This window comes from Klebsiella sp. RHBSTW-00215, from assembly GCF_014103785.1.
Classification (GTDB): domain Bacteria; phylum Pseudomonadota; class Gammaproteobacteria; order Enterobacterales; family Enterobacteriaceae; genus Klebsiella.
This window is the reverse complement of sequence record NZ_JABXQS010000001.1, coordinates 1,898,616-1,915,594: the sequence shown is the minus strand read 5'-3', so window position 1 is coordinate 1,915,594 and position 16,979 is coordinate 1,898,616. Positions and strand designations below refer to the sequence as shown.

The 16,979-nt window shown below is 52.2% G+C and carries 17 protein-coding genes; 14 read left to right on the top strand and 3 right to left on the bottom strand.

What is annotated here, in order from left to right; all coding sequences use genetic code 11:
* Positions 1 to 139 precede the first annotated feature (139 nt).
* The 5 genes from HV127_RS09110 to HV127_RS09090 all read left to right on the top strand — a co-directional run bounded on the left by HV127_RS09110 (position 140) and on the right by HV127_RS09090 (position 2,217).
* Complete coding sequence (locus HV127_RS09110) at positions 140 to 610, top strand: hypothetical protein (protein WP_182235680.1); 471 nt, start codon at positions 140 to 142, stop codon at positions 608 to 610.
* An 88-nt stretch (positions 611 to 698) separates the two neighbouring features.
* Entirely contained in the window at positions 699 to 923 is a 225-nt protein-coding gene (locus tag HV127_RS09105; RefSeq protein ID WP_182235679.1) for a hypothetical protein, read from the top strand.
* Positions 923 to 1,255, top strand: coding sequence for a phosphotyrosine protein phosphatase (locus HV127_RS09100; RefSeq protein WP_182240607.1), 333 nt, complete (start codon positions 923 to 925; stop codon positions 1,253 to 1,255). Before HV127_RS09105 ends, HV127_RS09100 begins: the two co-directional genes overlap by 1 nt.
* Before the next feature lie 84 nt (positions 1,256 to 1,339).
* A complete protein-coding gene (locus HV127_RS09095) occupies positions 1,340 to 1,813 on the top strand; it encodes a hypothetical protein (protein WP_228727456.1) in 474 nt (157 codons plus the stop codon).
* On the top strand, positions 1,813 to 2,217 hold the full coding sequence (locus HV127_RS09090; protein WP_182235678.1) for a hypothetical protein: 405 nt from the start codon (positions 1,813 to 1,815) through the stop codon (positions 2,215 to 2,217). Before HV127_RS09095 ends, HV127_RS09090 begins: the two co-directional genes overlap by 1 nt.
* On the opposite strand, the gene yjdP is transcribed toward HV127_RS09090, so the two are convergent.
* Both yjdP and rpiB read right to left on the bottom strand, forming a co-directional pair.
* The gene (gene yjdP / locus HV127_RS09085; protein WP_182235677.1) at positions 2,211 to 2,540 is read right to left on the bottom strand and encodes a DDRRRQL repeat protein YjdP; all 330 of its coding nucleotides are present in this window, start codon (positions 2,538 to 2,540) and stop codon (positions 2,211 to 2,213) included. The two genes, HV127_RS09090 and yjdP, sit on opposite strands and share 7 nt — an antisense overlap.
* A gap of 69 nt (positions 2,541 to 2,609) precedes the next feature.
* The gene (rpiB, locus tag HV127_RS09080; RefSeq protein WP_182235676.1) at positions 2,610 to 3,059 is read right to left on the bottom strand and encodes a bifunctional allose-6-phosphate isomerase/ribose-5-phosphate isomerase RpiB; all 450 of its coding nucleotides are present in this window, start codon (positions 3,057 to 3,059) and stop codon (positions 2,610 to 2,612) included.
* Positions 3,060 to 3,422: 363 nt separating this feature from the next.
* Between rpiB and alsR the strand changes: the two genes are divergently transcribed.
* The 9 genes from alsR to HV127_RS09035 all read left to right on the top strand — a co-directional run bounded on the left by alsR (position 3,423) and on the right by HV127_RS09035 (position 15,181).
* Positions 3,423 to 4,310 carry a D-allose utilization transcriptional regulator AlsR gene (alsR, locus tag HV127_RS09075; protein WP_110274538.1) on the top strand — a complete coding sequence of 296 codons (888 nt, stop codon included), beginning with the start codon at positions 3,423 to 3,425 and terminating at the stop codon, positions 4,308 to 4,310.
* Positions 4,311 to 4,373: 63 nt separating this feature from the next.
* Complete coding sequence (alsB, locus tag HV127_RS09070; protein WP_182235675.1) at positions 4,374 to 5,309, top strand: D-allose transporter substrate-binding protein; 936 nt, start codon at positions 4,374 to 4,376, stop codon at positions 5,307 to 5,309.
* Positions 5,310 to 5,486: 177 nt separating this feature from the next.
* Positions 5,487 to 7,019 (top strand): D-allose ABC transporter ATP-binding protein AlsA, encoded by a 1,533-nt coding sequence (gene alsA / locus HV127_RS09065; RefSeq protein ID WP_182235674.1) that lies wholly within the window; start codon positions 5,487 to 5,489, stop codon positions 7,017 to 7,019.
* Positions 6,998 to 7,978, top strand: coding sequence for a D-allose ABC transporter permease (gene alsC, locus HV127_RS09060; RefSeq protein WP_110274541.1), 981 nt, complete (start codon positions 6,998 to 7,000; stop codon positions 7,976 to 7,978). The genes alsA and alsC overlap by 22 nt, the downstream gene beginning before the upstream one ends.
* A gap of 10 nt (positions 7,979 to 7,988) precedes the next feature.
* A complete protein-coding gene (gene alsE / locus HV127_RS09055) occupies positions 7,989 to 8,684 on the top strand; it encodes a D-allulose 6-phosphate 3-epimerase (RefSeq protein WP_182235673.1) in 696 nt (231 codons plus the stop codon).
* Positions 8,668 to 9,594: an allose kinase gene (gene alsK / locus HV127_RS09050; RefSeq protein WP_182235672.1), complete on the top strand. Its 927-nt coding sequence runs from the start codon at positions 8,668 to 8,670 to the stop codon at positions 9,592 to 9,594. The genes alsE and alsK overlap by 17 nt, the downstream gene beginning before the upstream one ends.
* A gap of 284 nt (positions 9,595 to 9,878) precedes the next feature.
* Positions 9,879 to 11,864, top strand: a complete 1,986-nt coding sequence (locus tag HV127_RS09045) for an alkyl sulfatase dimerization domain-containing protein (protein ID WP_182235671.1) — start codon at positions 9,879 to 9,881, stop codon at positions 11,862 to 11,864.
* Positions 11,865 to 12,127: 263 nt separating this feature from the next.
* The gene (fdhF, locus tag HV127_RS09040) at positions 12,128 to 14,275 is read left to right on the top strand and encodes a formate dehydrogenase subunit alpha (protein ID WP_182235670.1); all 2,148 of its coding nucleotides are present in this window, start codon (positions 12,128 to 12,130) and stop codon (positions 14,273 to 14,275) included.
* Positions 14,276 to 14,497: 222 nt separating this feature from the next.
* Positions 14,498 to 15,181, top strand: a complete 684-nt coding sequence (locus tag HV127_RS09035) for a tetratricopeptide repeat protein (RefSeq protein WP_182235669.1) — start codon at positions 14,498 to 14,500, stop codon at positions 15,179 to 15,181.
* A gap of 149 nt (positions 15,182 to 15,330) precedes the next feature.
* Here the strand turns inward: HV127_RS09035 and gltP are convergent, their stop codons facing one another.
* The gene (gltP, locus tag HV127_RS09030; RefSeq protein ID WP_112215858.1) at positions 15,331 to 16,644 is read right to left on the bottom strand and encodes a glutamate/aspartate:proton symporter GltP; all 1,314 of its coding nucleotides are present in this window, start codon (positions 16,642 to 16,644) and stop codon (positions 15,331 to 15,333) included.
* Positions 16,645 to 16,979: the final 335 nt, after the last annotated feature.

Here is a 16,979-nt window from a genome sequence, read left to right as displayed (position 1 = left end):
CGTGAGGATTCTGAGCACTGCCCAGGTTCAAAATGGCAAGCAAAATAGCCCTAATGGGATTGGCTCTAAGCGCACTTCATCGTCTCTTCACTAAACATCACTACCTTCCTTTCAGACTTAATCATCTGAAGGGAATCACATGAACGCAACGCGCCCCATTTTTCATCATGCCTGCTGGTTTGCATTACTGGGACCCTATGTTGGCGTACTGTGGGCGATTGTCGCCATCACATTACAATCTCGAAATCCGTCATTCAGCTTTCTGTGGGACATTGTCACCATGCTGCCGGTTTTTCTCATCATCACATGGTTGATTGGCGTCGTCCCTGCGCTGTTAGCGGGCATTGCCATTGCCTGTTTACCTGCGGAAATCTACGCGTTTCACTATCGGCGTATCCTCGCCAGCGCAATAATCGGCGTGGCCATTAGCGCGGCAGCCGTGATATTAGCGATGCTGCTTCTTTCCAACCCAAACCTTAAAAATTTTATCCTCATCTTCCATGACAACGATTTCAGGACAATTGCGGGTTCTGGTCTGTTTGCCGGTCTTGTCATGGGGGGGGTGATACCTTATCTACCGGGGATGAAGTCGGAGGAAAACGCTGGATAAACGGTTCCCGACAGCGTTAACATAACGACGTTTTACTCTCCGTATTATCGCGGCTGCTGAACCCGATCAATCTGAGAGAGAAAACACAATGGAAACAACTCGTAACCGGGACTGGCGCATTGCGCAAAAGCAGCGCAATAAGTCTCGCGATGTTCACACCGCCCTCTTACGTTTTCGTAGTGAAAAAAACTGGAAGCTGCTCTATATGCGTTCAGAAAAACTGCTACGGGCCGCACAGCTGGGAATGGAATATCCCCGTAAAACCCGTCGCCAATTGGCGCACCAAGGAATAGAAGAGCTGTTATCAAATTGATCAACGTGCTTTTTGTTTGTAGCCGCAATCAATGGCGAAGCCCTACGGCGGAACAGGTGTTCCGCCGTTATCCTGGTATGAACGTTCGCTCTGCGGGCACCAGTCGGAACGCCAGAAAACCTCTATCCCCGGAACTCCTCAATTGGGCGGATATCATCTGCGTGATGGAGCAAAAACATAAAAATCGTCTTGTCGCCGAATATCGTCGCCTGGTCGAAAATAAACCGCTTTACGTGCTGGATATCCCCGACGACTATCGCTATATGGACCCCGAACTCGTCGCGCTGCTGGAAGAGGTTGTCCCCACCCTGCCCGAACTAAACTCACTTTAGACCGCCGCTTCACCCTGACTTCATTCTCACTTCACAATAATGAAATACCTTTTCTGAAGGACAAAAAAAACTCAGGGAAAGGAAATGACGACAACACGACGAATTATTCACCATGCTGGCTGGTTTACATTGCTGGGGCCATCATGCGCTGGTTTGCCGGTTGCGATCATTTCAATCGTCGCCATCGCATTGCAGTATCACGAGTCACCGGGCGTCTTTCTTCGGAATATTGTCTCCATGCTGCCCTTCTTGCTTATCGTGACATGGTTAATCGGCGCCCTCCCTGCTCTGCTGACGGGTATTGCCGTCGCCTGCCTGCCTACATACATTTACGCGTTCCACTACAGGCGCACACTCGCCAGTGCGGCAATCGGTCTGGGGATTAGCGTGATGGCGGCAATATTAAGCGTGTTACTTTTTACTGATAGAGATCTTCTGCACTTTATCCTGAATGAAGAGGTTTTCTGGATTTTTACTGGCTCAGGTCTACTTGCCGGGATGATTATGGGGTGGCTGATACCTTATCTGCCGGGGATGAAGTCGGAGGAAAGCGCCTGATGAATAAATTTCTCCACCATATTTGCTGGTACGTGGGGCTTGGGCCGTTAATACCGCTGCCGCTACTCCTGTTTTTTCCCAGGGGCACCTCAATTGACGAACTCCTCAGCCATCTCCCTGAGATAATATCCCTCACCTGGGGTATTGGCTTTTTACCCGCATTGTTAACCGGTATTTTTATGGCCATCCTGTCAGGGCAAGTTTATCGCATCTGGTTTTGGCGTTTATTGACTGGGGGAATAGCGGGCGTTGTGATAACGGCGATTTGTTGCGGCATCATTGGCGCATTTATCCCGATGCTTTTCTATTTAATCCCGCTGTTACTTATCTCGGCGCTGCTGTCCGGCATCGTTATGGGGCTGATCGTTCCCTGGTTACCACCGCGAGTCGCCCCACGTCAGTAATCGTCATCCAGCCGACGCTGATCGCTCTCCAGTTGCCGACGATCCTGGTCCAGTTGGCGCTGACGATCGTCAAGCTGGCGGCGACGATCCTCAATTTGCCGTTGCCTGTCGTCATACTGCCGCTGGCGATCGCTGTTTTGCTGACGGCTGCCCTGATAGCGCCCGTCATCATAATCATCATCCGAACGGCTATCGTTGGGGTGATAAGCATCATTAATGGCCTGCTGAATATTGCCAATGGCGTCGTCAATAATATCAGCGTGCGCCAGCGGGTTGGCCAGCGCCAGAGCGCAGAAAAGCAAAGCGGTAGAGTAACGTTTCATAAAGCCAGTCTCATCGGTGGGCTGGCTCTACGTTAATCAACGGCTATCATCGCGAGTAGCGGAGGAATCTCAAATCCGCTGCTGTTCAATCGCGCCGATAGCGTCAACCCGGCCCTGATGACGCCCGCCTTCAAACTCGGCTGCCAGCCAGGCATCGACGATCATTTTCGCCAGTTCAAGACCAATCACCCTCGAACCAAAAGCCAGGATATTGCTGTCATTATGCTGGCGTGAAAGCTGCGCGGAATAAGGCTCGCTGCACACGACGGCGCGAATGCCGGGGTGTTTATTAGCGGCGATAGAGATGCCGACGCCGGTACCGCAGATAAGAATTCCGCCGTCCACTTCCCCGGCGGCAACGGCCTGAGCGACGGCGCTGGCGTAGCGCGGATAGTCGGTGCGCTCCGTTGACCATGCTCCTTTATCCACGACCTCGATACCGCGCTGGTGCAGGTACGCCAGAATATCGTCTTTCAGGATAAACCCGACGTGATCGCAGCCAAATGCAATCCTTTTCATACATAGCCTCGCCTGTTGTTAACTTTACGAATATAGGGTGTCTTGTGATTTAAACGGCAACTTTTGCCGATTTAAACAGCAAATCCACCGTCATCTGCGCCTGTTCTACACGGCACAATTTCACAAATCAAGTGTAAAAAATATTTATGTCGAATATTTTCATTTTTTACAACGTTAAAATAAACAACATAACTAAATGATTTTTATACATTTAAATCATAAATCCATTTTTTAAAGATTCAATAAAACTTCACAAAATACAAAACTTTATAAAAATACATTTTTTGTGAAGTTGATTGTATCTTTTCTGTTTTGCCTGTGGTGATATAGTGGCGTCTTCATTTTATGGACAAAGAGAAAGCGATGAGTCAGTCAGAATCCAGTTCGCTCCCCAACGGTATCGGCCTCGCCCCCTGGCTTCGCATGAAACAGGAAGGTATGACCGAAAACGAAAGCCGAATCGTCGAATGGTTGCTTAAGCCCGGCAATCTGAGCGATGCGCCAGCTATAAAGGATGTCGCGGAAGCGCTGTCGGTATCCGAAGCCATGATCGTGAAGGTTTCTAAACTGCTGGGCTTTAGCGGTTTTCGTAATCTGCGCAGCGCGCTGGAAGCGTATTTTTCGCAATCTGAACAGGTCCTCCCGGCAGAGCTCTCTTTTGATGAAGCGCCGCAGGACGTGGTGAACAAGGTCTTTAACATCACCCTGCGCACCATTATGGAAGGCCAGTCGATCGTCAACGTTGATGAGATTCACCGTGCGGCGCGCTTCTTTGCCCAGGCCAATCAGCGCGACCTGTACGGCGCGGGCGGCTCTAACGCCATCTGTGCTGATGTGCAGCACAAATTTTTACGCATCGGCGTGCGCTGCCAGACTTATCCGGACGCGCATATCATGATGATGTCCGCGTCGCTGCTGAAAGAAGGCGACGTAGTGCTGGTGGTTTCCCACTCCGGGCGCACCAGCGATATTAAATCGGCCGTGGAGCTCGCGAAGAAGAATGGGGCGAAAATTATTTGTATCACCCACAGCTACCATTCGCCGATTGCCAAATTATCTGATTTTATTATTTGTTCGCCAGCACCAGAAACACCTTTATTGGGACGAAACGCCTCAGCGCGTATATTACAACTGACATTATTAGATGCGTTCTTTGTTTCAGTTGCACAACTAGATATTGAGCAAGCGAATTTAAATATGCAAAAAACCGGCGCAATTGTTAATTTCTTTTCACCAGGCGCGCTGAAGTAAATAAAAAGCCGATCCCACATCAGTGGGATCAATAAAACTGTACCTTACACCGAGAGTATTGATATGAATAAATATCTGAAAATTTTCAGCGGTACGCTCATGGGCGTCATGTTATCCACCAGCGCCTTTGCCGCCGCCGATTACGCTGTCGTATTAAAAACATTATCCAACCCATTTTGGGTTGATATGAAAAAAGGTATTGAAGACGAAGCGAAAACGCTGGGTGTGAGCGTCGATATTTTCGCCTCCCCTTCGGAAGGCGATTTCCAGTCGCAGCTGCAGCTATTTGAAGACCTGAGCAACAAAAACTACAAAGGTATCGCCTTTGCGCCGCTCTCCTCCGTAAACCTGGTGATGCCAGTGGCTAAAGCCTGGAAAAAGGGCATCTATCTGGTCAACCTCGATGAAAAAATCGATATGGATAACCTGAAGAAAGCCGGCGGCAACGTAGAAGGGTTTGTCACCACCGACAACGTGGCGGTCGGGGCAAAAGGCGCAGACTTTATCATCGACAAGCTGGGCGCTGAAGGCGGCGAAGTCGCTATTATCGAAGGCAAAGCCGGTAACGCGTCCGGTGAAGCTCGTCGTAACGGCGCCACCGAAGCCTTCAAAAAAGCCAGCCAGATCAAACTAGTTGCCAGCCAACCCGCCGACTGGGACCGTATTAAAGCACTGGATGTTGCGACTAACGTGTTGCAGCGTAACCCGAACGTCAAAGCGATTTACTGCGCTAACGACACCATGGCAATGGGCGTCTCACAAGCCGTCGCTAATGCTGGCAAAACGGGCAAAATTCTGGTCGTCGGCACCGATGGCATTCCGGAAGCACGCAAGATGGTCGAAGCCGGGCAGATGACGGCTACCGTTGCGCAGAACCCGGCGGATATCGGCGCAACCGGCCTTAAGCTGATGGTCGAAGCCGAGAAGAGCGGCAAGGTGATCCCGCTGGATAAAGCCCCGCAATTTAAGCTGGTGGATTCTATTCTGGTGACGAAATAATTTAGGTTTCTTGCGGTCTGGTGCCCTCACCCCAACCCTCTCCCACAGGGAGAGGGAGAAGGGCAGACCGCGCCAAACTCACCAATAGCGCCAGGCTGTCCCCTCTCCTTTTGGGAGAGGGTTAGGGTGAGGGGAAGACCGCACGCTCCCAGTAATAGGTAATAAAGGAAATTCTCTATGCTCACGCCATATATTTCAATGGCGGGGATCGGCAAATCCTTTGGTCCGGTTCACGCATTAAAATCGGTTGATTTAACTGTTTACCCTCACGAAATACATGCGTTATTAGGGGAAAATGGTGCCGGTAAATCAACGCTGATGAAAGTTCTGTCGGGAATACATGAACCGACCAAAGGCACCATTACCATTAATAACGTCAACTACCACAAGCTGGACCATAAATTAGCGGCCCAGCTCGGCATCGGTATTATTTATCAAGAACTCAGCGTTATTGATGAATTAACGGTGCTGGAAAATTTATATATTGGTCGTCATCTGACGAAAAAATTCTGCGGCGTCAATATTATCGACTGGCGAGAAATGCGCGTGCGGGCGGCAATGATGCTGCTGCGCGTTGGATTAAAAGTCGGCCTGGACGAGAAAGTGGCGAACCTGTCCATCAGCCACAAACAGATGCTGGAAATCGCCAAGACGCTGATGCTCGACGCCAAAGTACTGATTATGGATGAACCCACTTCTTCGCTGACCAATAAAGAGGTGGATTACCTGTTTCTGATCATGAACCAACTGCGCAAAGAGGGCACCGCCATCGTGTATATCTCGCACAAGCTGGCGGAAATTCGCCGCATCTGCGATCGCTATACGGTGATGAAAGACGGCAGCAGCGTGTGCAGCGGGATGGTCAGCGAAGTGAATAACGATGACATCGTGCGCCTGATGGTCGGTCGCGAGCTACAGAACCGCTTTAACGCCATGAAAGAGAGTACCGGCAACATCGTGCGCGAAACGGTCTTCGAAGTGAAAAACGTCACCAGCCACGACAAGAAAAAAGTTCGCAATATCTCCTTTAGCGTTAATCGCGGTGAAATTCTCGGCTTTGCCGGACTGGTGGGCTCCGGGCGCACTGAATTGATGAACTGCCTGTTCGGTGTCGATAAGCGCGCAGGCGGCAAAATCTACCTGAACGGCAAAGAGATCTCCCCTCGCTCACCGCTGGACGCTTTAAAGAAAGGCATGGGCTACATCACCGAAAGTCGCCGGGAAAACGGCTTTTTCCCCAATTTTTCCATCGCCCAGAATATGGCGGTCAGCCAGAGCCTGAAGCGCGGCGGTTACAAAGGCGCAATGGGGCTATTTCACGAAAGCAGTGAACACAAAACGGCCGAAGAGCAGCGCCAGCTGCTGGGGCTGAAGTGTCATTCCGTCGATCAGAACATTGGAGAGCTTTCCGGTGGCAACCAGCAGAAGGTGCTGATATCCAAATGGTTATGTTGCAACCCCGAAGTCATTATTTTCGATGAGCCAACGCGCGGTATCGACGTCGGCGCAAAAGCCGAAATTTATAAAGTGATGCGCCAGCTGGCCGATGACGGAAAAGTCATCCTGATGGTGTCGTCCGAACTTCCTGAAATTATCGCCGTCTGCGACCGCATTGCCGTGTTCTGCGAAGGGCGACTGACGCAAATCCTGAGCAATCGCGACGATCTGAGCGAAGAGGAGATTATGGCATGGGCACTACCACAAGAGTGAAAGGCGACATGGACGAGAAAAAACCGTTTAACTTCGCGCTGTTCTGGGATAAATACGGCACCTTTTTTATCCTCGCAATCATCGTCGCGATATTTGGCACCCTGTCGTCGGAGTATTTCCTGACGACCAACAATATTACGCAGATCTTCGTGCAGAGTTCGGTGACCGTGCTGATCGGCATGGGCGAATTCTTCGCGATCCTCGTCGCCGGGATCGACCTGTCGGTTGGAGCGATCCTCGCGCTCTCCGGGATGGTCACAGCCAAGCTAATGCTGGCGGGCGTCGATCCGTTTCTTGCGGCGCTGATTGGCGGTGTGCTGGTGGGCGGTGCGCTGGGGGCGATTAACGGCTGCCTGGTCAACTGGACCGGTCTGCATCCGTTTATTATCACCCTTGGCACCAACGCTATTTTCCGCGGTATTACGCTGGTGATTTCCGATGCCAACTCGGTGTACGGCTTCTCATTTGGCTTCGTTAACTTCTTTGCCGCCACGCCGTTGGGCATTCCAGTACCGGTCATTTTCTCGCTGATTGTGGCGGTTTTGCTGTGGTTTTTGACCACCCGTACCCGGCTGGGACGCAATATCTATGCATTGGGCGGCAACAAAAACTCCGCGTTCTACTCCGGTATCGACGTCAAATTCCACATGCTGCTGGTGTTTATTATCTCCGGCGTTTGCGCTGGCCTTGCGGGCGTGGTTTCTACGGCGCGTCTCGGCGCGGCGGAACCGCTGGCGGGCATGGGCTTTGAAACGTACGCCATCGCCAGCGCCATTATCGGCGGCACCAGCTTCTTCGGCGGCAAGGGACGCATCTTCTCAGTGGTCATTGGCGGCTTAATCATCGGCACCATCAACAACGGACTGAATATTCTGCAAGTACAAACCTACTACCAACTGGTGGTGATGGGCGGATTAATCATCGCGGCTGTCGCTCTCGACCGTCTTATCAGTAAGTAAGGAATTTATAATGAAAATTGCTCCCTCTTTAATGTGTATGGATCTGCTGAAATTCAAAGAACAGATCGAGTTTATCGACCAGCACGCAGACTATTTTCATATCGACATTATGGACGGCCATTTTGTACCGAACCTGACGCTGTCGCCGTTTTTCGTCAGCCAGGTGAAGAGGCTGGCCAGCAAACCGCTGGACTGCCACCTGATGGTTACCCGTCCGCAGGATTACATCAGCCAGCTGGCGCAGGCAGGCGCGGACTTTATCACCTTGCATCCGGAAACCATTAACGGCCAGGCCTTCCGTCTGATTGAGGAAATCCGCCGCCTCGGCATGAAGGTGGGGCTAATCCTCAACCCGGAAACCCCGGTTGAGACCATGAAGTACTACATTCATAAAGCCGACAAAATCACGGTGATGACCGTCGATCCAGGCTTCGCCGGACAGCCGTTTATCCCGGAAATGCTGGAGAAAATCGCTGAGTTGAAAGCCTGGCGCGAACGCGAAGGACTGAGCTACGAAATCGAAATTGATGGCTCCTGCAACAAAGCCACCTACGAAAAACTGATGGCGGCGGGCGCAGATGTCTTTATCGTCGGCACGTCCGGTCTCTTTAACCATGGTGACAACATCCATGACGCGTGGCAGGTGATGGCGGAGCAGATCCTGGCGGCGAAAAACGAGGTACTGCCTCATGCAAAAACAGCTTAACGTCGTCGCGGGCGTGGATATGGGGGCGACCCATATCCGTTTTTGCCTGCAAACAGCGCAGGGCGAAGCGCTGCACTGCGAAAAGCTGCGCACTGCGGACGTTATCGCCGCCGATGGCCTGGTCAGTGGTATTAAAAACCTGCTACAGCGGCAGCTTGCCAACCACTCTGCCCACTGTTGTGGGCTGGTGATGGGCTTTCCGGCGCTGGTGGCGAAAGACAAACGCACGATTATCTCTACTCCCAATCTGCCCCTGACCGCCGACGATCTGTATAACCTGGCCGATCGGCTGGAAGCTGCATTAGGCTGCCCGGTGGAGTTTTCCCGCGACGTTAATTTGCAGCTCTCGTTTGACGTCCAGGAAAATGGTCTGCAAGAGCAGGAGGTGCTGGCGGCTTACCTCGGTACCGGAATGGGCTTCGCTATCTGGCTGAACGGCGCACCGTGGACTGGGGCGCACGGCGTGGCGGGCGAACTGGGGCATATTCCACAGGGCAATGACGCCCTCACCTGCGGCTGCGGTAATCCCGGCTGTCTGGAGACCGTCTGCTCCGGCATTGCCCTTGAGCGCTGGTACGAACAGGAGCCGAGGGCTTATGAACTTGGCGAGCTGTTTATTCACGCCGTACAGGAACCGTTTGTCCAGACATTGCTGAACCATGCCGCTCGCGCCATCGCCACCAGCATCAACCTGTTCGACCCCGACGCGGTGATCCTCGGCGGCGGCGTGATGGACATGCCCGCCTTTCCGCGCGACGCGCTAATCGAAATGGTCAAAACCTACGTTCGCCGTCCTCTGCCGTATCAGGCGCTGCGCTTTATTACTGCATCCTCATCGGCCTTTAACGGCGCGCAGGGCGCGGCAGCGCTGGCCCATAGTCGTTATTTGCCACAACGTGATACAGCATAATATTTTGACATTGGGCCTGATACCAGCAACACCGATATCTGGCTCAATGTTTAATTGAAAAAACATCCAATAAAACAGCCCACGTTTTATTAAATATAATCAAATGTAATAAGTTCTATTATTAACCTCCATCGTTCCGCACAAATACCTTACAGAAATAGTTACTCACCTCACATTTCTTATTCCGCAAAAATAAAAAATCGCTTTATTATGAATAGCAAATCGAAGCAACGTCCCTCTAACTTATAACATATTCAAAATACAAATGATAAATGGAGATTTATATGAATAACTCACAGTTATTCCGTTTAAACAGGACTTTTATCGCCATTACCGTAGCAAGCAGTTTTTTTGTACATTCCGTATATGCCAGTGAAGCCCCGCAGGCTGCGACTGAATATACTCAGCAAGTGAACCAAAAATATCTCCAGTCACTCCCTTTTAACGATCGTCAGGATTTTGACGATGCACAGCGAGGATTTATCGCCCCGCTTCCTAATGAGGGGATCCTGAAAAATGCGGACGGAAAAGCCTATTATCGGGCTGAAGACTATAAATTCGATATCAACGCCCCATCGCCAGAAACAGTCAACCCCAGCTTGTGGCGGCAGTCGCAGCTCAACGGTATTTCTGGCCTGTTCAAAGTGACCGAACGTATGTACCAGGTACGCGGCCAGGATATTTCCAATATTACCTTTATCGAAGGTGATACCGGTATTATCGTTATCGACCCACTCGTAACGGCGGGTGCGGCAAAAGCCAGCCTGGCCCTTTATTATCAGCACCGGCCACAAAAACCAATTGTTGCGGTTATCTATACGCATAGCCATACCGACCACTATGGCGGCGTCAAGGGTATTGTCTCCGAGGATGACGTGAAGTCTGGTAAAGTGCAGATTATTGCCCCAGTAGGCTTTATGGAAGAAGCCATCAGCGAAAACGTCCTGCTAGGTAATATCATGAGCCGCCGTGCGCTCTACTCCTACGGTCTGCTCCTTGCACATAATCCGCAGGGTAACATCGGCAACGGTCTGGGCGTAACGCTAACGACAGGTTTACCGACGATCATCGCCCCCACAACATCCATTACCAAAACCGGCGAAAAGATGACGATCGACGGCCTGGAATTTGACTTCCTGATGGCTCCTGGCAGCGAAGCTCCGTCAGAAATGCACTTCTATATTCCAGCGTTGAAAGCACTGTGTACCGCAGAAAACGCCACCCATACGCTGCATAATTTCTACACCCTGCGCGGGGCAAAAACCCGAGACACCAGCAAATGGACTTCTTACTTGAACCAAACGTTGGATCTGTGGGGCAGCCAGGCCGAGGTGCTGTTTATGCCGCACACCTGGCCGGTTTGGGGCAATCAACATATTAATGACTATATCGGCAAGTATCGCGACACCATCAAGTACATTCACGATCAGACCCTGCACCTGGCGAATCAGGGCTATACGATGAACGAAATCGGCAACATGGTTAAGCTGCCACCAGCGTTGGCAAATAACTGGGCCAGCCGGGGCTACTATGGTTCCGTCAGCCATAATGCCCGCGCGGTTTACAACTTCTACCTTGGTTATTTCGATGGCAACCCGGCGAACCTGAACCCTTACGGCCAGGCCGATATGGGTAAACGCTACGTCGAAGCGCTGGGGGGCGCAAAACACGCTATTGAATTGGCTCAGCAGGCTTATGACAAGGGTGACTATCGCTGGACGTCAGAACTGCTCAAGCAGGTTATCGCTGCAGACCCAGGCAATCAGACGGCAAAAAATCTGCAGGCGAATTCTTTTGAACAGCTGGGCTATCAGGCTGAGTCCGCCACCTGGCGCGGCTTCTATCTGACCGGAGCAAAAGAACTGCGAGAAGGCGTGCATAAATTTACCCATGGCACCTCGAACTCAGCCGATACGATCAAAGGTATGACGGTAGAAATGCTGTTTGATTACATGGCTGTGCGTCTGGATAGCGAGAAAGCAGCGGGCAAAAATATCAGCCTGAACTTCACTCTGGATAAAGGCGATAATCTGAACCTGACGCTGAATGATAGCGTACTTAACTATCGTCAGACCTTACAGCAGAAGGCAGATGCGTCATTCTCTCTTAGCCGTGCTGACTTGCATGATGTACTGACCGGCCAGGTGAAAATGGCCGATTTGGTGAAATCGGGTAAAGCCAAAGTCACGGGTGATGCGGCGAAACTGGATGAAATCATCGCCACTCTGGATCAATTTGAACTGTGGGTGAATGTCGTTACGCCTAATTAATCCTGATACTTTCCGGGTGCGGGCTCGCCCCCGGAATATTTCACCGCTGCCCCAATCTTCATCTGAACCCATCCTGTGACGGACGTCACGTGATGGATTCAGGTCGACACGTCAAAACTGACGATAGCCTGTTTTTCGTCAGCATTTCGCCCAAAAAAACGACGTATCATCAGTCAATACCCACAATGAAAACATGGCATAGAAGATGCATAGTGACGGCGCGATAGCGCGTATGCGCCAATTGATTAACTGGAGCAAGACCGATGAAAAAAGTCGTCACGGTTTGCCCATATTGCGCATCAGGTTGCAAAATCAACCTGGTGGTCGATAACGGCAAAATCGTCCGGGCTGAGGCGGCGCAGGGGAAAACCAACCAGGGTACCCTGTGTCTGAAAGGCTATTATGGCTGGGATTTCATTAACGATACCCAGATCCTGACCCCGCGCCTCAAAACCCCAATGATCCGTCGCCAGCGTGGCGGCAAACTGGAATCCGTCTCCTGGGATGAGGCGCTCGACTACGTCGCCACCCGTCTCAGCGCCATTAAAGAGAAGTATGGCCCGGACGCAATTCAGACTACCGGTTCGTCCCGCGGGACGGGTAATGAAACTAACTATGTGATGCAAAAATTCGCGCGCGCCGTTATTGGTACTAATAACGTCGACTGCTGCGCTCGCGTCTGACACGGCCCTTCGGTTGCAGGTCTGCACCAATCGGTCGGTAACGGCGCTATGAGTAATGCCATCACTGAGATCGACAATACCGATCTCGTATTTATCTTCGGGTACAACCCGGCAGATTCACATCCTATTGTGGCGAATCACGTAATTAACGCCAAACGCAATGGGGCGAAAATTATTGTCTGCGATCCGCGTAAAATCGAAACCGCGCGCATTGCCGATATGCACATTGCGTTGAAAAACGGCTCGAACATCGCGCTACTCAACGCCATCGGGCACGTCATTATTGAAGAGGATCTCTACGATAAATCCTTCGTCGCCAGCCGTTCTGAGGGCTTCGAGGAGTATCGCAAAATCGTCGAAGGCTATACGCCGGAGTCGGTGGAAGAGATTACCGGCGTCAGCGCTCAGGAGATCCGCACCTGCGCCCGCATGTACGCCAGCGCGAAATCCGCCGCGATCCTGTGGGGCATGGGCGTTACCCAGTTCTATCAGGGCGTGGAGACCGTGCGTTCACTGACCAGCCTGGCGATCATGACCGGCAACCTCGGCAAGCCGAGCGTCGGCGTCAACCCGGTGCGTGGCCAGAACAACGTTCAGGGCGCCTGCGATATGGGTGCGCTGCCGGATACTTATCCGGGCTATCAGTACGTCAAGTTCCCGGAAAACCGCGAGAAATTCGCCAAAGCCTGGGGTGTTGACAGCCTGCCGGAACATACCGGTTATCGCATCAGCGAACTGCCGCATCGCGCGGATCACGGCGAAGTACGGGCAGCGTACATTATGGGGGAAGATCCGCTCCAGACCGACGCCGAGCTGTCCGCCGTGCGTAAAGCGTTTGAACAGCTGGAACTGGTTATCGTCCAGGACATTTTCATGACCAAAACCGCCGCAGCGGCCGATGTCATTCTGCCGTCCACTTCTTGGGGCGAGCATGAAGGTGTCTATACCGCAGCGGACCGCGGCTTCCAGCGCTTCTTTAAAGCGGTAGAGCCGAAGTGGGACCTGAAAACCGACTGGCAGATTATTAGCGAAATCGCCACCCGGATGGGCTACAAGATGCATTACAACAATACCCAGGAAATTTGGGACGAGTTGCGTCATCTGTGCCCGGATTTCTACGGTGCCACCTACGAGAAAATGGGCGAACTGGGCTACATCATGTGGCCGTGTCGCGACGAGTCCGACGCCGATCAGGGGACCTCTTATCTGTTTAAAGAGAAGTTCGATACCCCGAACGGTCTGGCGCAGTTCTTCACTTGCGACTGGGTCGCGCCGATTGACAAGCTCACCGAGCAGTACCCGATGGTGCTGTCGACGGTGCGTGAAGTCGGCCACTACTCGTGCCGCTCGATGACCGGTAACTGTGCGGCGCTGGCCGCGCTGGCGGATGAACCTGGCTATGCGCAAATCAACACCGCCGATGCCGAACGTCTGGGCATTGAGGATGAAGCGCTGGTGTGGGTTAACTCGCGTAAAGGCCGCATCATCACCCGCGCGCAGGTTAGCGATCGTCCAAATAAAGGGGCGGTCTATATGACCTATCAGTGGTGGATTGGCGCTTGTAACGAGCTGGTGACCGAGAACCTGAGTCCGATAACCAAAACGCCGGAGTACAAGTACTGCGCCGTCAACATTGAGCGGATCACTGACCAGCGTGCCGCCGAGCAGTACGTGATTGACGAGTACAATAAGCTGAAATCCCGCTTGCGCGAAAGCGCGATGGGTTAATCAAGCCGCCTCCCCGGAGGCGGTGTTTCGCACCTGTCCGGGCTACCGGACCGCAAACGATTGTGAATTTGTCGCCCGGGCAAGGCGCGCTAGCGCCGCCCCCGGGAAACAGACGGCACGATTGTTCAGGTAAAGCATGAGAACTCCCCACGAGTTCCCGTCGTTTTCTTCTTCTTCGCCTCCCTTTATACTGCTCACTATGTCCTCTACCGATAATAAAAAATGAAATACCTCTATTTACTGTTGGTGATAGCAAGCTTCACCGCAGGCGCCATGGAACCAGGCAGCCAGTACAAACAGCAGGCCGAAGCGGGCGATCCGCGCGCACAATATTACCTGGCGGATACTTACGTCAGCTTCGGTGATTTTCCGCAGGCCGAATACTGGGCGCAAAAAGCGGCTGACAAGGGTGACGGCGATGCGCTGGCGTTGCTGGCCCAGCTTAAGATTCGCAATCCGCAGCAGGCCGACTATCACCAGGCCAAAGCGCTGGCGGAACAATCCGTGCAGGTTGGCAGCAAGGCGGGTGAAATTGTTCTCGCTCGGGTACTGGTGAACCAGCAGGCCGGAACACCGAACTATCCACACGCCATTACGCTGTTGCAGGATGCTGCCCAGGATCCGGAAAGCGACTCCGCCGTCGACGCCCAAATGCTGCTGGGATTGATCTACGCCAGCGGCGTTCATCCTCCGGAAGATGACGCAAAGGCGACGCAGTACTTTAAAGAGAGCTCAGCCCTCTCCCGCACCGGCTATGCCGAATACTGGGCCGGAATGTTGTTCCAGCAAGGGGAAAAAGGCTTTATCGAACCGAATAAGCAGAAAGCGCTGCACTGGCTCAACGTCAGCTGTCAGGAAGGGTTTGATACCGGGTGCGAAGAGTTCGACAGGATCAGTAAAAGATAAGAAAAAGCCCGGTGCGATATGTCACCGGGCTTTTTATTTGGACAAGCCTGCTTTAAACATTGTGCCCGCATTTCTGCCGGGTGGCGGCTAACGCCTTACCCGGCCTACGAAACCCACAATATCAAACGCTGGCGCAAGTGAAACGTATTTCATTGCGCCGTTTTATCAAATTTACCCAGCACTTCACGCTCATACGCCAGCGCTTTTTTGCGGTCAAACTTGTGTTCCCATTTGGCGATAACCAGTACCGCCAGCGCATTGCCCACCACATTCAGCGCGGTACGCGCCATATCGAGGATACGGTCAACGCCGGCAATAAAGGCAAGACCTTCCAGCGGAATCCCCACGCTGCCCAGCGTCGCCAGCAGCACCACGAAGGAGACGCCCGGCACGCCCGCAATCCCTTTCGACGTCACCATCAGCGTCAGCACGAGGGTAATTTCCTGCCAGATAGAGAGGTCAATACCGTACAGCTGGGCGATAAAGATAGCCGCAATGCTCTGGTACAGCGTTGAGCCATCAAGGTTAAACGAGTAGCCGGTCGGCACCACGAAGCTGGTGATCGCCGCCGGTGCGCCATAGGCTTCCATCTTCTCAATAATACGCGGCAGCACGCTCTCAGAGCTGGCGGTGGAGTACGCCAGAATCAGCTCGTCTTTCAGAATACGAATCAGGATCCAGATACTTAGCCCGCATACACGCGCCACGATGCCCAGCACCACCAGTGCGAAAAACAGAATCGCGAAGTAAACCAGAATCACCAGCTTCGCCAGCGGCCACAGCGAGGCAAAGCCGAAGGTCGCCACGGTCACCGAGATCAGGGCAAATACCCCGATCGGCGCATAGCGCATCACCATGTGCGTCACTTTGAACATGGTTTCGGAGATGGAGCGGAACACCGTGACCAGCGGTTCACGATGGGTGGCGGGCAGCGAAGATAACCCTAAACCGAACAGCACCGAGAAGAAAATAATCGGCAGCATGTCGCCTTTCGCCATCGACGCCACGATGTTGGTCGGCACCAGCGAAAGGATCGTGCCCATGAAACCATGCGCGTGACTCTGCACTTCCGCCGTGGTGCTCTGATATTTCGAGATATCGACCGCCGCCAGCTGCGACATATCGATCCCGGTTCCCGGCTGGAAAACGTTAGCCAGGGTAATCCCCAGCACGATCGCCACCGTAGTGATCACTTCAAAATAGATAATGGTTTTCGCGCCGATACGGCCCAGCTGTTTCGCATCACCCACGCCCGCAATGCCGACCACCAGGGTCGAAATCACAATCGGTACAACGATCATTTTTATCAGATGGATAAAGATATCGCCGGCAGGCGTCAGGAGATTCGAGATTAACCAGTCGCGGCTTTCAGCGTGGTAATGCAGGTAACTACCCAGAAGTATGCCCAGCACCAGAGCCAGCAAAATTTGCCAGGCCAGGCTGACTTTTGTTTTTTTCTTCACTACAGACTTCCTCAATGAAAGGCACCATTCCAGGAGGTAATGACGCCTGCTGAAAGGGGTATGAATTGTGTTGCGTTGCTTTATAGGATTATTTAACGCGCAGTATCAGTATCATTTGCACGGCATGCTGCGCAAGTCTTTAAGAACAGGGGTTTAATCTTGTTTTCTGCATAAACTCGCTAATATTGTCGCCTTACATTGCATAAGTATTTGTTATAAAAAATATTTAATAAATTCAATTTCTATAAATCAACTCAAGAAATTATTTCACCTCAAAGTTTCATTTGATTGCTTTTCATTCAGTTTAATTAATGCGTGATCTGCCCCCCAAATAG

Coding starts and splice junctions, on each gene's coding strand:
- HV127_RS09110 (WP_182235680.1), top strand. CDS start 140: ATGAACGCAACGCGCCCCATTTTTCATCATGCCTGCTGGTTTGCATTA.
- HV127_RS09105 (WP_182235679.1), top strand. CDS start 699: ATGGAAACAACTCGTAACCGGGACTGGCGCATTGCGCAAAAGCAGCGC.
- HV127_RS09095 (WP_228727456.1), top strand. CDS start 1,340: ATGACGACAACACGACGAATTATTCACCATGCTGGCTGGTTTACATTG.
- HV127_RS09090 (WP_182235678.1), top strand. CDS start 1,813: ATGAATAAATTTCTCCACCATATTTGCTGGTACGTGGGGCTTGGGCCG.
- yjdP (WP_182235677.1), bottom strand. CDS start 2,540: ATGAAACGTTACTCTACCGCTTTGCTTTTCTGCGCTCTGGCGCTGGCC.
- rpiB (WP_182235676.1), bottom strand. CDS start 3,059: ATGAAAAGGATTGCATTTGGCTGCGATCACGTCGGGTTTATCCTGAAA.
- alsR (WP_110274538.1), top strand. CDS start 3,423: ATGAGTCAGTCAGAATCCAGTTCGCTCCCCAACGGTATCGGCCTCGCC.
- alsB (WP_182235675.1), top strand. CDS start 4,374: ATGAATAAATATCTGAAAATTTTCAGCGGTACGCTCATGGGCGTCATG.
- alsA (WP_182235674.1), top strand. CDS start 5,487: ATGCTCACGCCATATATTTCAATGGCGGGGATCGGCAAATCCTTTGGT.
- alsC (WP_110274541.1), top strand. CDS start 6,998: ATGGGCACTACCACAAGAGTGAAAGGCGACATGGACGAGAAAAAACCG.
- alsE (WP_182235673.1), top strand. CDS start 7,989: ATGAAAATTGCTCCCTCTTTAATGTGTATGGATCTGCTGAAATTCAAA.
- alsK (WP_182235672.1), top strand. CDS start 8,668: ATGCAAAAACAGCTTAACGTCGTCGCGGGCGTGGATATGGGGGCGACC.
- HV127_RS09045 (WP_182235671.1), top strand. CDS start 9,879: ATGAATAACTCACAGTTATTCCGTTTAAACAGGACTTTTATCGCCATT.
- HV127_RS09035 (WP_182235669.1), top strand. CDS start 14,498: ATGAAATACCTCTATTTACTGTTGGTGATAGCAAGCTTCACCGCAGGC.